12 protein-coding genes, 1 pseudogene and 1 riboswitch are annotated in these 13,844 nt (G+C 43.8%); of the genes and pseudogenes, 7 read left to right on the forward strand and 6 right to left on the reverse strand.

Translation table 11 applies throughout. The annotated features are described in order from the left end of the window. The first annotated feature begins 2 nt into the window (after positions 1 to 2). Positions 3 to 527 carry a hypothetical protein gene (locus tag PXH59_RS03855; protein ID WP_285810433.1) on the forward strand — a complete coding sequence of 175 codons (525 nt, stop codon included), beginning with the start codon at positions 3 to 5 and terminating at the stop codon, positions 525 to 527. A gap of 10 nt (positions 528 to 537) precedes the next feature. Here PXH59_RS03855 and PXH59_RS03860 read toward each other — a convergent pair whose 3' ends face one another. Beyond that, positions 538 to 1,860: an IS4 family transposase gene (locus PXH59_RS03860; RefSeq protein WP_285810434.1), complete on the reverse strand. Its 1,323-nt coding sequence runs from the start codon at positions 1,858 to 1,860 to the stop codon at positions 538 to 540. Positions 1,861 to 1,997: 137 nt separating this feature from the next. On the opposite strand from PXH59_RS03860, the gene PXH59_RS03865 reads away from it, so the two are divergent. The 6 genes from PXH59_RS03865 (at position 1,998) to rlmA (ending at position 9,300) form a co-directional block, all read left to right on the forward strand. Continuing rightward, positions 1,998 to 2,684 (forward strand): phage tail fiber protein, encoded by a 687-nt coding sequence (locus PXH59_RS03865; RefSeq protein ID WP_285810435.1) that lies wholly within the window; start codon positions 1,998 to 2,000, stop codon positions 2,682 to 2,684. A 593-nt stretch (positions 2,685 to 3,277) separates the two neighbouring features. Beyond that, a complete protein-coding gene (uhpT, locus tag PXH59_RS03870; RefSeq protein WP_285810436.1) occupies positions 3,278 to 4,654 on the forward strand; it encodes a hexose-6-phosphate:phosphate antiporter UhpT in 1,377 nt (458 codons plus the stop codon). Between the two features lie 159 nt (positions 4,655 to 4,813). After that, the gene (gene uhpA / locus PXH59_RS03875) at positions 4,814 to 5,422 is read left to right on the forward strand and encodes a response regulator transcription factor UhpA (protein ID WP_285811624.1); all 609 of its coding nucleotides are present in this window, start codon (positions 4,814 to 4,816) and stop codon (positions 5,420 to 5,422) included. Beyond that, entirely contained in the window at positions 5,423 to 6,961 is a 1,539-nt protein-coding gene (uhpB, locus tag PXH59_RS03880) for a signal transduction histidine-protein kinase/phosphatase UhpB (protein WP_285810437.1), read from the forward strand. A gap of 9 nt (positions 6,962 to 6,970) precedes the next feature. Continuing rightward, positions 6,971 to 8,299, forward strand: a complete 1,329-nt coding sequence (locus PXH59_RS03885; RefSeq protein ID WP_285810438.1) for an MFS transporter — start codon at positions 6,971 to 6,973, stop codon at positions 8,297 to 8,299. 185 nt (positions 8,300 to 8,484) lie between these two features. Continuing rightward, positions 8,485 to 9,300 (forward strand): 23S rRNA (guanine(745)-N(1))-methyltransferase, encoded by an 816-nt coding sequence (rlmA, locus tag PXH59_RS03890; RefSeq protein ID WP_285810439.1) that lies wholly within the window; start codon positions 8,485 to 8,487, stop codon positions 9,298 to 9,300. Between the two features lie 139 nt (positions 9,301 to 9,439). Here rlmA and mntP read toward each other — a convergent pair whose 3' ends face one another. The 5 genes and pseudogenes from mntP to manX all read right to left on the reverse strand — a co-directional run bounded on the left by mntP (position 9,440) and on the right by manX (position 13,713). Then, complete coding sequence (gene mntP, locus PXH59_RS03895) at positions 9,440 to 10,024, reverse strand: manganese efflux pump MntP (RefSeq protein WP_152669775.1); 585 nt, start codon at positions 10,022 to 10,024, stop codon at positions 9,440 to 9,442. Positions 10,025 to 10,153: 129 nt separating this feature from the next. Further along, positions 10,154 to 10,296: riboswitch (yybP-ykoY riboswitch) on the reverse strand. Between the two features lie 153 nt (positions 10,297 to 10,449). Beyond that, complete coding sequence (locus PXH59_RS03900) at positions 10,450 to 10,908, reverse strand: DUF986 family protein (RefSeq protein ID WP_285810440.1); 459 nt, start codon at positions 10,906 to 10,908, stop codon at positions 10,450 to 10,452. An 88-nt stretch (positions 10,909 to 10,996) separates the two neighbouring features. Next, positions 10,997 to 11,846: pseudogene (locus PXH59_RS03905) on the reverse strand (PTS mannose transporter subunit IID). A gap of 13 nt (positions 11,847 to 11,859) precedes the next feature. Then, a complete protein-coding gene (locus PXH59_RS03910; protein WP_285810441.1) occupies positions 11,860 to 12,660 on the reverse strand; it encodes a PTS mannose/fructose/sorbose transporter subunit IIC in 801 nt (266 codons plus the stop codon). 84 nt (positions 12,661 to 12,744) lie between these two features. After that, complete coding sequence (gene manX, locus PXH59_RS03915) at positions 12,745 to 13,713, reverse strand: PTS mannose transporter subunit IIAB (RefSeq protein WP_047767943.1); 969 nt, start codon at positions 13,711 to 13,713, stop codon at positions 12,745 to 12,747. Positions 13,714 to 13,844: the final 131 nt, after the last annotated feature.

Here is a 13,844-nt window from a genome sequence, read left to right on the forward strand (position 1 = left end):
CTATGTACTATTCACAAGGCACAGCCTCAACTGTGTCCGGCTCGGCTATTGTCCGCGGTACGGGCACGAAATTTAAATCCAATATCAACGGCGTTGCACCCGGGCAGATGATGTTAATCCGGTCTGGCAGCAACAACTTAATCCACCTGATTCAGGCGGTGAACTCCGATACCGAACTGGTACTGGCGGATAACGCCACGGTCACCCTGAATAACGCGAAATACCAGATTCAGACCACCCTCCCCGATTCCGTCTCGGATGGCGTCCGACATATTGTGGCCAACACCAGCTACATCACCCGGTTTCTCCAGAACATGGACAAATGGATGTCGCAGAATGGCGTGGTTGACGTGACATTGCCGAACGGTCAGACGGTATCGCTGCAATCGATACGGGCGTTGCAGGCGGCATTAGAAGGAAAAGCAGATAAAACAGAGTTTCAACAGTCGGTACGGGCGTTGCAGGCGACGATGGAGGGGAAGCTGGATAAGAACCAGAACGGCGCGGATATCCCGGATAAAGACTAATACCGCTCGCTTAAGCACGAGCGGTTCTTTTTTTATAAGGGTAACAGGGTGCTTTGCAGAGCACTTGCCTTGGAACCGATGGGCGTTTTCGCTTTTGAGGTAAAATAAGCCGTTTGCCACTTTCTCTGAGGGCTTTTAATTTTTGCGGGATCGTGCCGGGGCTGCGTCCTGAACACCATAAAAATTCATCCTGTATCAGTCGTAACGCATTGATAAAGCTGATCCGAAGCGGTTCAACACGATAGTCCTTTGCCATCCGGCTCATCTCCAGCCGAACCAGATTGTAGGCGATCAGGATGCCCCATAACTCCTGATAGATACCTGCCCGTGTCTGGCTTCTCAGGAGGGCGGTATTATTGAGCTGTCTTTGTTTCAGCTCACCATAGCCTTCTTCGGTTTCCCATCGTTCCCAGTACACAGTGAGGATCTCTTTGAGGGGATACGTCACGGGACATTCCATAGAGGTAATAAACCCTTTAATTTCTCCCTTCGGTTCCGGGATCAGAACGAGGCGCGCCCGCCAGGTTTTTTCAAGGTGAGGATGCAGTTGCCGGGCTTGGGGAGAAACCGGCATATCGATAAGTTTGTCATAAGGACTGTATTCCTGAATGACGTCATAACGCATTTTGCTTTTTATCGGAGTGAGCCAATGGGTATTTTTGCCGGTGCCTTGCCAGGCCTGAAATAACTCCGCAGAGAGAAAGCCCCGATCAAACAACGTCAGGGTATTTTCGGGGGCAGAGCCCACCAGTCGCTGAGCGTAGCTAATCTCACTTTGGGTGATGGGGCCAAACGCCACATCGGAGATAAGATGTGTCCGGGCGGACATCAGGGTCACCGCCAGCACAGAGGGAAAGGGGGCTTTGCCTGAGGCATAACCCAGCTGTTGATTATCAGCCGTTTCGGGCACCTTAAACTGGGTGCCATCCACGCAGAAGATTTTCAGTCCACAGGCAGAATAAGCCGTATCTTCTTTTTCCCATTCGGTGGCCGTGGTATGAAAAAGGTGTCGCAAGGGTTCAATACCAAGACGATGTCTGGCTTTTGAAAGACTGCTTGACGCTAATGGCGGCAGTTTCCCTTTCGCGTCAGGAAACGCCAGATCTAATTTGTCACAAACATCATTGATCGAACGATTTCTCATGAGCCCAATACCCAGCACTAACCAGACGGCTTGTTCGGCGGGAAATCGACGTTTTCGCACAGTGGCTCGCCCCGTTTCTTTAACCGCTTCAGTCACCCATGCCATCGGAATGTGTTGACTAAAGGCATCCATGGATCCCGGGTAATTTAAGGCCGCAGTGGCTTGGAGTTCACGAGAAAATTCAGACATAAAAAAATTGGCCTCAGATGCTTGTCTAAGACCAATTATGACTTATCTTAGTTTTCTTAAGCGAGCGGTATTAGGATAAAGACGGGTTTATTAACAACCTCGGCTTGCGGGATACGGTAAATAGAGCCTCAAATGCAGTGGCACGGGATTTATCTAACGGGGGAGTACAAACCATTCAGAGCAACATGGTGATAGAAAACCCGTTGAATGCTGCACATGAAATTTCCTGTTTTACTGATGGTACCCGTATTAACCTAAAAACCCATGGTAATGACCCACATATTGTTTTCAAATGGAATGACTCTCAATGGTATGAAATGCGGCTCCCCAGAGGAAACGGCCATGTATTATCGTTGGGCGCTAATTGCTGGCGTGATAACAATGGCTACATACGACAGGGTTCCCCCATCATCCAAATCTACCCCGATGGTACATTCATCACCAACGACGAATCCGAAGGGGCCACCGTCACTAAACTCGGCACCGGTCATTATCAAATCTCCGGCGTATTGGGTTATAACGCTGACGGAGCATGGGGTGTCCACGGCGGTATCTCCTCGCCGAAGAACAACAACGGGCTGGAACTTATTTACATTGATGACACAGTGAAAAAATGCGGCGGCATTATCATTCGCACATTCCACCGTCAGCATCCCCATTTACCTGAGCGGTTCCAGAACAGGCGGATAAAAGACATCGTGGATGGTGAAAAAGTCTACTATGCCGATGCCGAACCCTGCGACATTCCCGAAGGTTGTCGCTTAGATGTCCGTGTCCAGATGCCGGCAGATTCGGTGTGGAATGTGGGGCAGGGGGAGGGGTGAGCGAGCTGTTTTGGTATATAATAATCATCGACCATAGATTTACCTTGTGAAGCACTTCTTTCTGGTGACGGTATTTTTGACGGTATATTAAATTTGATGTTTTTTTATTTTCTTTAAAATCAAAGTAATAAATAAAATATAAACAATTGAGTGGGAATGATTTAAAGCTTCCCCAAGACTCACCAAATCATCATGATTTTCTAATTAACGCCCTGATTTCAGGGCTTTTTTTACTCGTGGCTGGCCGTTAACAATGTTGATGATCTTGTTCAGTTTTTACTGGCCTAAATATCGTTGGACATCAAACACCAAAAAATAGCCCTTATTTCTCCCTGTACTGAGCAAAGAGTGTGATTTCTTTCACGCTTTATGCTCGAATAAGGCAAAAATAGGAAATATTCTTAGTTAAACTAAGACCATAGCTCAAGCCAACCTGCCTTTAGTTTTCTAAACTGACCGGATAATAACTATATCTGCGAAACTATATTTACGAAAACTATAACCACGAAAACTTTTGCTTTCTTGCAATTTGCCTTTTTTATTTTCACCTGCTTCAAAAGGCGCTTTTTCTCGTGGTTATTTAAGGATTTCAAATGCTTAAAATTTTAGAACAAATTCGTAAACCAACACTGGATCTGCCAGTGGAAGTACGCCGCAAAATGTGGTTCAAACCCTTTATGCAGTCGTATTTGGTGGTTTTTATTGGCTATATGGCTATGTATTTGGTACGTAAAAACTTTAACATAGCCCAAAACGATATGATCTCGACTTATGGTCTGTCGATGACACAGCTTGGGTTGATAGGGTTAGGTTTTTCTATTACTTATGGGATTGGTAAAACCGTTGTTGCTTATTATGCCGATGGTAAAAATACCAAACAATTCCTGCCATTTATGTTGATCCTATCTGGCATTGCCATGTTAGGGTTTAGCATGAGTATGGGAAATTCCGGCATCAGCATTTTCCTGATGATGGCATTTTATGCGTTGAGTGGCTTTTTCCAAAGCATAGGAGGGCCTGCCAGCTATTCCACTATTACGAAATGGACTCCCCGTAACAAGCGTGGAACCTATCTGGGTTTGTGGAATATGTCACATAATGTCGGTGGCGCCGCGGCGGCTGGGGTTGCCCTCTTTGGTGCCAATTATTTCTTTGATGGTCATGTAATAGGGATGTTTATTTTCCCTTCTATTATCGCCCTGATCATTGGTTTCATTGGATTGCGTTATGGTAGCGATTCTCCAGAAAGTTATGGTTTGGGTAAGGTAGAAGAGTTATTTGATGAATCTGTCAGCGAAGAAGATATCGCGGCAGAAAAAAACCAAATGACCAAACGTGAGATCTTTGTTGAATATGTCTTAAAAAATAAAGTCATTTGGCTACTCTGTTTTGCCAATATCTTCCTTTACATCGTACGTATTGGTATTGACCAATGGTCAACCGTGTATGCCTATCAGGAATTGGGGCAATCAAAAGAAACGGCCATCACGGGTTTTACCATGTTCGAAATAGGGGCGCTGGTAGGTACCTTAATGTGGGGGTATTTGTCAGATTTGGCGAATGGCCGTCGTGCCCTGGTTGCCTGTGTCTCGTTAGGGTTGATTATTGTCTGCCTTGAATTCTATCAACATGCAACCAGTGAATATATGTATTTGAGTTCCCTGTTTGTGCTTGGTTTTCTGGTATTTGGTCCACAGTTGTTGATTGGTGTGGCTGCTGTAGGGTTTGTACCGAAAAAGGCGATCAGTGTGGCTGATGGTGTTAAAGGAACGTTTGCTTATTTAATCGGTGACAGCTTTGCCAAGCTCGGTTTGGGAATGATTGCTGATGGTGTACCTGTCTTTGGTTTAACGGGTTGGAAAGGGACATTTGTTGCTCTGGATACCTCAGCCTTCGCATGCCTTACCTTGCTTGCTTTCGTGGCTATTGCGGAAGAGAAAAAGATTCGAAAAGCGAAGAGAGCACATTAAGCTGTATTAAAAACTTACTGATGCTGCTGTATAACCGCAGTAGCATCTTTTCATCACTTTTTGCCCTAATATCCCCTATTTTCTATCGATGACGTACTGTTGCGAAGCGATATCAATAAGAGTAGTTTAATCCGATGCTTAATTCGGTAATAAATGATGATGATTAAAGTAGCATTAGTTGATGATCATGTTGTTGTACGTTCAGGATTCGCACAGTTGCTGAATTTAGAGCCTGATATTGAAATCGTGGGGGAATTCAGTTCATGTGCTGAAGCCAGGCAAGGATTACCGGGATCGGGTGCAACAGTTTGTATTCTTGATATTTCAATGAAAGATGAAAGCGGACTTTCACTACTGAAAGATCTTCCCTCAGGTATTACCTGTATTATGCTGAGTGTTCATGATTCTGCCACAATGGTAGAGAAGGCCTTGAAAGCGGGTGCGCGTGGTTATCTCAGTAAACGTTGCAGCCCGGATGAACTGATTCAAGCGGTGCGGACTACCGCCAATAATGGTTGTTATCTGACACCGGATATTGTCCTTAATTTAACGTCATCAAAAAGCAATCCGTCTTCATTGGAATATCTGACTAAACGGGAACGGCAAGTTGGCGAAATGTTGGCGAGTGGTATGGATGTTAAAGCCGTCGCGGCTGAATTAGGATTAAGCCATAAAACCGTACATGTTCATCGAGCCAATGCGATGAGTAAATTAGGGGTAACGAATAACGTGGGTTTGGCGAATTATTTTGCCACTAATGATCTTTAAATGCGTCAATATCTGATTAATTCATTTTGCGGTGGGTTACTGTTTTCTTGTTGGTGGTTCTGCTTATGGGTCATCGCTTACTATTTTGTCAATGACTCTGAACTGGCTATCCTGTTTTTTCCTTTTGCTTTGCGTCTCGGCATTACTCTCCATACCCCCAAGCGTTATTGGACGACTATTTACGGCGCAGAATGGGGGCTTACCATCTGTTTGACGCTCCTCATGGGGCAGCTACAATGGCTGACGGTATTAACTGCCAGCATGGCCAGTTTTCCTCTTGTTTGGTTTGTCAGTCGCTATTATTGTGGCAGCCAATGGCAGCGATTTGCTGTTATGGCTGGTATTATTCTGGCAACTTCCATGATTAATGTCGCGGCGATCAGTAATCATAATTCTGCTTTAAGTATTGCATTTTTGGTGAGTTTAACCGGGGGTGTCATGTTAGTCCCTTTGTGTTACTTAGTATGGCATTACCTGTTCCAAAATATTTGGCTTCCCCTGACTGCTAATCTTGTATCACATCGTATTCAGTTTCATCTGAAACAGATTATTCTTTATAGTTCATTGTTTATAATAAATATTTTTCTTCAAGTTGGTCTTCCGAATGAGTTGCGTTATTTTGCCCCGTTTTGTCTGGCGATCCCTATTATCTTGCTGGCTTTTCGCTACGGCTGGCAAGGCGCAGTGATCGGTACTTTGCTAAACAGCATTGCTTTGATTGCCGCGCGCAATGGTGTTTCGAATAATGGTGTTTCGCATATCGAGATCACAGATCTCTTGTTATCACTGTTGGCTCAAACGTTAACGGGGATCATGCTGGGAATGGCGGTGCAGCGTCAGCGTGACCTTAATGCACAGTTAAAGCGTCAACTTCATTGTAATCACAGTTTGTCCCGCCAATTGGTGAAAGCAGAAGAGTCGGTAAGGCGGGAAATTGCATGTGAACTGCATGATGAAATTGGTCAGAATATTACGGCTATTCGTACGCAGGCCAATATTATTCAGCGGGTAGAAGTCGCACCGATTAGTGCTAATTGTGCGAAAACTATCGAATCGTTATCCCTCAATGTTTATGATACAACTAAAGGGTTACTTAGCCGGCTACGGCCTAAAATTCTTGATGACCTCGGTTTGAAAGAGGCGATTGAGCAATTATTGCGGGATATGGAATTTGAGTCCCATGGCATATTGGTAGCAGTTTATTGGGAAACGGATTCAGCTATGACCATTGCGCAACTCAGTGACACCACCCAAATTACGTTATATCGCCTTTGTCAGGAAGCACTGAATAATGCCGTGAAATATGCTCAAGCGGATTGTATTGAATTACATTTTTCCATCAGCGGAATGATCCACTTATTGATCAGGGATAATGGTATTGGCTGTAAATTTGAAGATCATATGAAAGGGTTTGGCTTGCGTGGTATGCGGGAGCGTGTGCAGGCGCTGGGTGGGACGTTCTCAATTCACAGTGGAAAACGACAAGGTGATTCGACTCCTTCGGGGACGGATTTGTCTATCATCCTGCCTAAACTTTAAGATACGATCATGACAGCTTCTTCTCAATCCAAGTCGGTACATGACAAACAGTTATCTGATGAAGAAACCCGGCAACAGTATCGCTACTGGCGGTTGCATATCATGCTGAGTCTTTATGTGGGCTATGCGCTATTCTACTTTACCCGTAAAAGTTTCAATTATGCGATGCCTGCCATGATAACCGATCTCGGCCTTGATAAGGGGGAAATCGGTCTTATTGGCACGTTGTTTTATATCACTTATGGTTGTTCCAAATTTCTTTCCGGTATTATCTCTGATCGCTCCAATCCGCGTTATTTCATGGGGGGCGGGTTAATTGCCACCGGGATCATCAATATCTTTTTTGGTCTGTCCAGCTCGATTGTGATGTTTACCTTTTTGTGGATATTAAATGCGTGGTTTCAGGGTTGGGGTTCGCCGCCCTGTGCCAAACTGCTCACCAGTTGGTATTCTCGCTCAGAGCGTGGTTTTTGGTGGTCTATATGGAATACATCACACCATATAGGGAGTGCTTTGGTTGCGTTGTTTGTCAGTTTCTTAACATTACATTTTAGCTGGCGAGAAGGATTTATTGTGCCGGGCTGTTTAGGTATTTTGGCTGGGATATTTTTATGTTGGCGGCTACGTGATAAGCCTGCAACAATGGGATTACCAACCGTTGGTCAATTTCGTAATGATCATTTAGAAAAGATACAGGAAAATCAAGGACAAGAGCTAACCCCCAAAGAAATACTGAAAACCTATGTTTTTTGCAATAAATATATTTGGTTGCTTTCACTGAGTTACGTGTTGGTCTATCTCGTCCGTACGGTGATTAACGATTGGGGAAACCTCTATCTGACAGAATATCATCATTATGATTTAGTGAGTGCAAATGCGGTATTGTCACTGTTTGAAGTGGGGGGATTTACAGGCTCACTGGTGGCGGGCTGGGGATCAGATAAAGTGTTTGGCGGTAATCGTGGGCCGATGAACTTGCTATTTGCGATGGGTATTTTCTTATCGGTGGCGGCTTTATGGTTGATGCCGGTGACTGATTTGATTTTTCAGTCAATTGGCTTTTTCACGATTGGTTTTTTCGTTTTTGGTCCACAATTATTAATTGGTATGGCGGCTGCGGAATGTTCTCATAAAGATTCTGCGGGGGCGGCAACGGGGTTTGTTGGACTCTTTGCTTATACGGGCGCTGCACTTGCCGGTTACCCTTCTGCGATTATTTTGAAGTATTACCATTGGACCGGGTTATTTATTACCATTTCTGTCTGTGCAGTAATGATAGGTTTGTTATTATTGCCATTCCTGCAAGCCCAGTTTTCTAGCCAGAGGATGCAGGATTGATGGTTAAGTTAATTTAATGAAAAATATCCCGGAATTCGCAGTCATATTTTCCTGAAACATACTCTTTTTCTTCTACTTTCCCCCGCGCAGCGGGGAAATATAAGGCCTCGCGTCGTCTTGCGGATTGCAACTTGAAGTTTATCGAGTATAGTATGCCCCTGATTTTTCCTATTCGTTGAAATGTTATGTCTTATCAATGTCCTTTATGTCACTCATCCTTATTGTTTGCAAACCACCAATGGCGTTGTGAAAACAATCACCAGTTTGATTGTGCAAAAGAAGGGTACGTCAATTTACTGCCCGTTCAGCATAAACGCTCAAAAGAACCTGGGGATAGTGTGGAGATGATGCAGGCGAGAAGGGCGTTTTTGCATTCAGGTCATTATCAGGCTCTGCAACAAAAAACGGTGGAGTTACTTGGGGAATATTTACCAGAAAGTGCTGAAACTTTGCTGGATATTGGTTGCGGCGAAGGTTATTACACCGCCGCAGTTCAGGAACAGTTGAATCCGCACCGGAAACTGGCGGTGTATGGATTAGATGTGGCGAAAATCGCCGTTCGTTATGGTGCCAGGCGTTACCCTGATGTTCATTTCTGCGTAGCATCTAGCCATCGACTGCCATTTGCGAACCATTCATTGGATGGTATTTTGCGGATCTACGCCCCTTGCAAGGCAACAGAATTGGCTCGAGTGGTGAAAACGGGTGGTATTGTTCTGACGGTAACGCCAGGGCTTCGTCACTTGTATCAATTGAAAGCGCTTATTTATCAGGAAGTGCATTTACATCCTGAAAATCAGGAACAATGGGAAGAATTTGAATTAATTTCAACTGAAACACTGGCCTATACAATGTCATTAAATGGTGAACAAGCGCATAATTTATTGCAGATGACGCCTTTTGCCTGGCGGGCATCAGACGAAGTTAAAAGGGATTTAATAGCGAGAGAACAGCTTAATTGTGAAGCCGATTTTACGTTAAAAGTATATCGACGTATTTGATAATAAGATAATTGCTGTCATCTTATAAACCATAGAAGTATGATGACAAGGGAACAACTCTCCGGAATATAACGAACTATATATCCCGGAGTAAATTGAGTTAATAAAACTACAACGTAAAAAACGTTAAATAATAGTGTTAGTCCACATACCAAAATAATTTAAGATGCTCGAATAATATATTGAAGCCAATGGCAATTAAGATCAATCCCCCAACCAACTCGGCTTTTTTACCCAATAGCGGGCCAATATAACGACCAATTAACATGCCTAATGTGGCCATAATCATAGTCATCAGGCCAATTGTCATGGCTGTGTGGAGAATATCAACTTGTAAGAAGGCAAGGCCGACACCAATTGCCATCGCATCCAGACTGGTTGCGATGGCAGTGAGAACCAATGCCGCTGAACTATGGCGTTGAGGTGTAGCTTGATAAGAAGTTTCAGGTTCACGTTTGAAGCTATCAATTATCATGCGGCAGCCAAGGATCAGGAGCAAGAAAAAGGCAATCCAATGATCCCATTCCATTATATATTGGCTGGCATACAAGCCTAATGACCAACCAATTAAAGGCGTACAGGCTTCAACCAGACCAAAGATGATACCTGTGCGAATAGCTTCGCTAAAATGAGGTCGGTGAAGGGCGGCTCCTTTGCTTACAGCAGCGGCAAAAGCATCCATAGACAGGGCAAGCGCGAGAATAAGTGTTGCATAGAGATTCATCAAAATAGCCTCGGCTGGGTGATTCCATACACACACAACACACCCCCAACCAACGGCGCTGTTATGTGTCTATGGTCTTGCCAACCGATTTATTCCCGTATCTTTCAAGCTGCGATTTTGTTAATTGTCACTTGAAATATAACGGGAATATAAAAACCTGGACGTTATTAGGTTCTTTAGGTATTCGTACCACGTTTTATTTTAAACGAGCATGTTGATACGAATTTTCCAGAAATTTTCTGGAACAGGCTACTCCCCAATGACTGCGACGGACAATATCATATTAAGAATAAAAGGCAAAAAATATTTTGCCATAATTTTAAATATGAAAATGATAATGCTTATCGTTATCTATATCTGTTTTGGGAGGGAAATAAGACTAATATGAATTATTGATCTTATTTAGTCGAATCTGCCAAGTGCAATCATCTGTTGTTAACCAGAAATTGATAAATTTTTTCTAAGTCATCCAGCTTTGTGACGGATACATATATTTTGTTTTGCTCTAAATCCATCATAAGAATGCCATCTTCAGATAAATTCATTGCGTTAATGCTTTCATAAGAAAAGAAACGGTTGGCATAATAAAAACCCTGTTTTTTGAATGTTAATTTTGGTGAGCGAATATAACCTAAATATAATGTCACCAGGATGATAAATGTTAACAAGTAAGTCGTGAACTGACTGCCATGTAATGTGACATTATTGTAAATAATAATAGCAATCAAAATGATAAATATCAGCGCATCAATTCGTTGCTTTCTTTTGAGTTTGATATTTAACAGCGTTTTTCCTTTGAGCTGATTGATAATAAATTCATCATAAATCGCAAAAGCGAGCATGAATACAATTAAAACGATCAGAACAATATCATTCAAACTCATTTTTAATCCCTATTTAATTTATTGTCTTAACAAAGAAAAGGGGAGGTAAACCTCCCCCGAATATTCAAGCCATGCAGGAATATCAGACCTAGCCGAGGAAACCAAAATGGAAACCGACGATCCCCAGCACGAAAAAGCCGATGATAATCCATAACGGATTGACTTTTTTCCGCAGTAGCCACATACAGCCAAATGTTAACAACAAGGGCATTAAGCCAGGCATTAACTGGTCAAGGATGGTTTGAACTGTAGTCACTTTCATCTCACCCGTGATGGGATCAGGCACTTCAGAAACCACGAGCGGAATATTCACTTTGGTCCATTTATTGACGAGGGCACCCATGACAAACAAGCCGAGAATTGACGCGCCTTCGGTCATTTTCTGCAAGAAGCCCCCCCCCCATATCTTTAACGATATCCAATCCTTTTTTGTAGCCATAAGCGACCCCCAAGTAACGGGTAAGTAATCGCACTAAATTAAACAGGAAGAAAAACAGAATAGGGCCTAACAGACTGCCACTCATGGCAATACCTGCACCCAGAGCAGCGAATACCGGACGAACAGTGCCCCAGAAAATGGGATCACCGACACCCGCTAAAGGACCCATTAACCCCACTTTGATACCGTTGATAGCCCCGTCATCAATGTCAGCTCCATTGGCCCGTTGCTCTTCCATTGCCATAGTGACACCAAGGATAGGTGCCGCAACATAAGGATGGGTATTAAAAAATTCCATATGTCGTTTGAGAGCTTGCTTCCTTTCTTCGGTATTCTCCGGGTACAGACGACGAATGGCAGGTATCATTGAGAAGCAGAAACCGATTGCCTGCATACGTTCAAAGTTCCACGATCCTTGAAATAGGTTAGAACGGAGGAATACACCACGAATATCGCTTTGTGTCAGTTTTTTCTGACCCATATTTGTTGCTTCTGACATGTTGTTCATCCTCTTAATCTAATTCGTTATCAAGGTCGTTTGGAGTATTGCCAGCAGAAGCGGCTGCCTGTGATTGATTATATTTAGGGCTAAGCTGGATATACAGGATTGCCATAACAATACCAATCACACCTAATGCCACAAGGTTGAAGTTAGTGAAGGCTGCCGTAACGAAACCAAGGTAAAAGAACGGCATCAGATAACCTGCGCGCATCATGTTAATCACCATGGCATAACCGACAACCACGATCATACCCCCGGCGATATTCAGGCCGCTGGTGACCACTTGTGGAATGGAATTCAACATATGCTGAACTTCAGACGTTCCTACTGATATCGCAACAATCAGGGCAGGGATGGCGATCCGCATCGCCTGGAGCAGCAAAGCGGAAATGTGAATGACGCTAATGGCACGAAGATTACCGTTTTCTGCGGCTTTGTCGGCTGCGTGCTGGAAACCCACAGTTAAGGTACGGACGATGATAGTCAGAACCTGGCCTGCTGCTGCCAGTGGAATAGCCAGTGCGATACCGGCACCGACATCTTGTCCGCCGGCGATAACCAGGATGGTTGAAATGATGGAAGCCAATGCTGCATCGGGGGCGATTGCTGCACCGATATTCATCCAGCCAAGGGCAATCATTTCCAGTGTACCGCCGATGATAATGCCGGTTTTTATATCGCCGAGTACTAAGCCGATTAATGTACAAGCAACTAATGGACGGTGGAATTGAAATTCATCAAGAATTGACTCCATACCTGCGATACAGGCAACGATGAATATCAACACAAGTTGAACAACGGTAATTTCCATTGTTTTTCTCCTGTAACCAAATGTAATTTGGTAAGAATTTTGTTATTAAGTAATGGTGAGTAAAATGACATCTGTTTTTTATTGTTAAACTTTTTTCAGTAGATCCATCATGTTCAAACGGGTATCGCTGGCAACTTTACGCGCTTCAAGTTCTATGCCCCGAGAGTTCAGTTTTTCAAAAGATTCAATGTCAGTTTTATCAACGGAAATCGCGTTGTTGATTTGGGTTTTTCCTTGGCGGAAAGCCATGCCACCGATGTTTATGGATTCGATAGCGACGCCACCTTCGACAATACGCAGAACATCTGTTGGATTGGTGAAGAGCAACATGACGCGTTCGTTAGCATATTTGGGGTTGTTGTAAACCCGAACACACTTAGCAACGTCTATGACATGTGCGCTGACGCCGGGAGGTGCAACTTGTTTCAACAAGGTAGAACGAACAGTATCCTGGGCAACTTCATCACTGACGACAATGATACGCTTGACGTTAGTTTCCTTCGTCCAACGGGTAGCAACCTGGCCGTGGATAAGGCGATCATCAATACGTGCAAGGGCAATCTTCATATGGCCGCCGGCAGGGGGTGATGAAGCTGAAATGGCTGAAACCGGTGCAGCGGGTTTTACGGGTTCAGGTTTGGCAGGCTCTTCATCTTGTTTTGCTTTAAAGGCTCGGATCCCTTCTTTGCCGGTTTCCAATGCAACAGCAACCAGCTCTTCCATCGTTGGATCATCGTCACGACACATGAAAGCTTCAACCAACATCGGAACATTGACACCAGTAACGATTTCATAGTTGTCTTTATCAATCACAATACGGTTTGCAGCATTGAATGGACTGCCACCCCAGGTATCGACGAAAAACAGTACGCCTTGTTCTGTATCAAGCGATGCCAGTTTTTGGTTGTATTTCTCGAATAACGTATCAGCATTTTCACCGGGCACAAAGTCGATATAAGAAACATTTTCCTGTTCCCCAATCAACATCTCTGTGGTACGAAGCAGTTGTTCCGCCGCGGCTCCGTGTGTGCCAATCATAATGGCTATACTCACTTGTTTTCCCCTTTCTATAACAATTGAACTCAGACTACTGCACGCTCATACTCAATATTTCTAATGTATTTAACTTCCTATCAATCAATAGGATAGTCGTGAACATAAAACTGTCATGGTTTTATATTTTG

Source organism: Xenorhabdus bakwenae (assembly GCF_030272115.1).
In the GTDB taxonomy this organism is placed as follows: domain Bacteria; phylum Pseudomonadota; class Gammaproteobacteria; order Enterobacterales; family Enterobacteriaceae; genus Xenorhabdus; species Xenorhabdus bakwenae.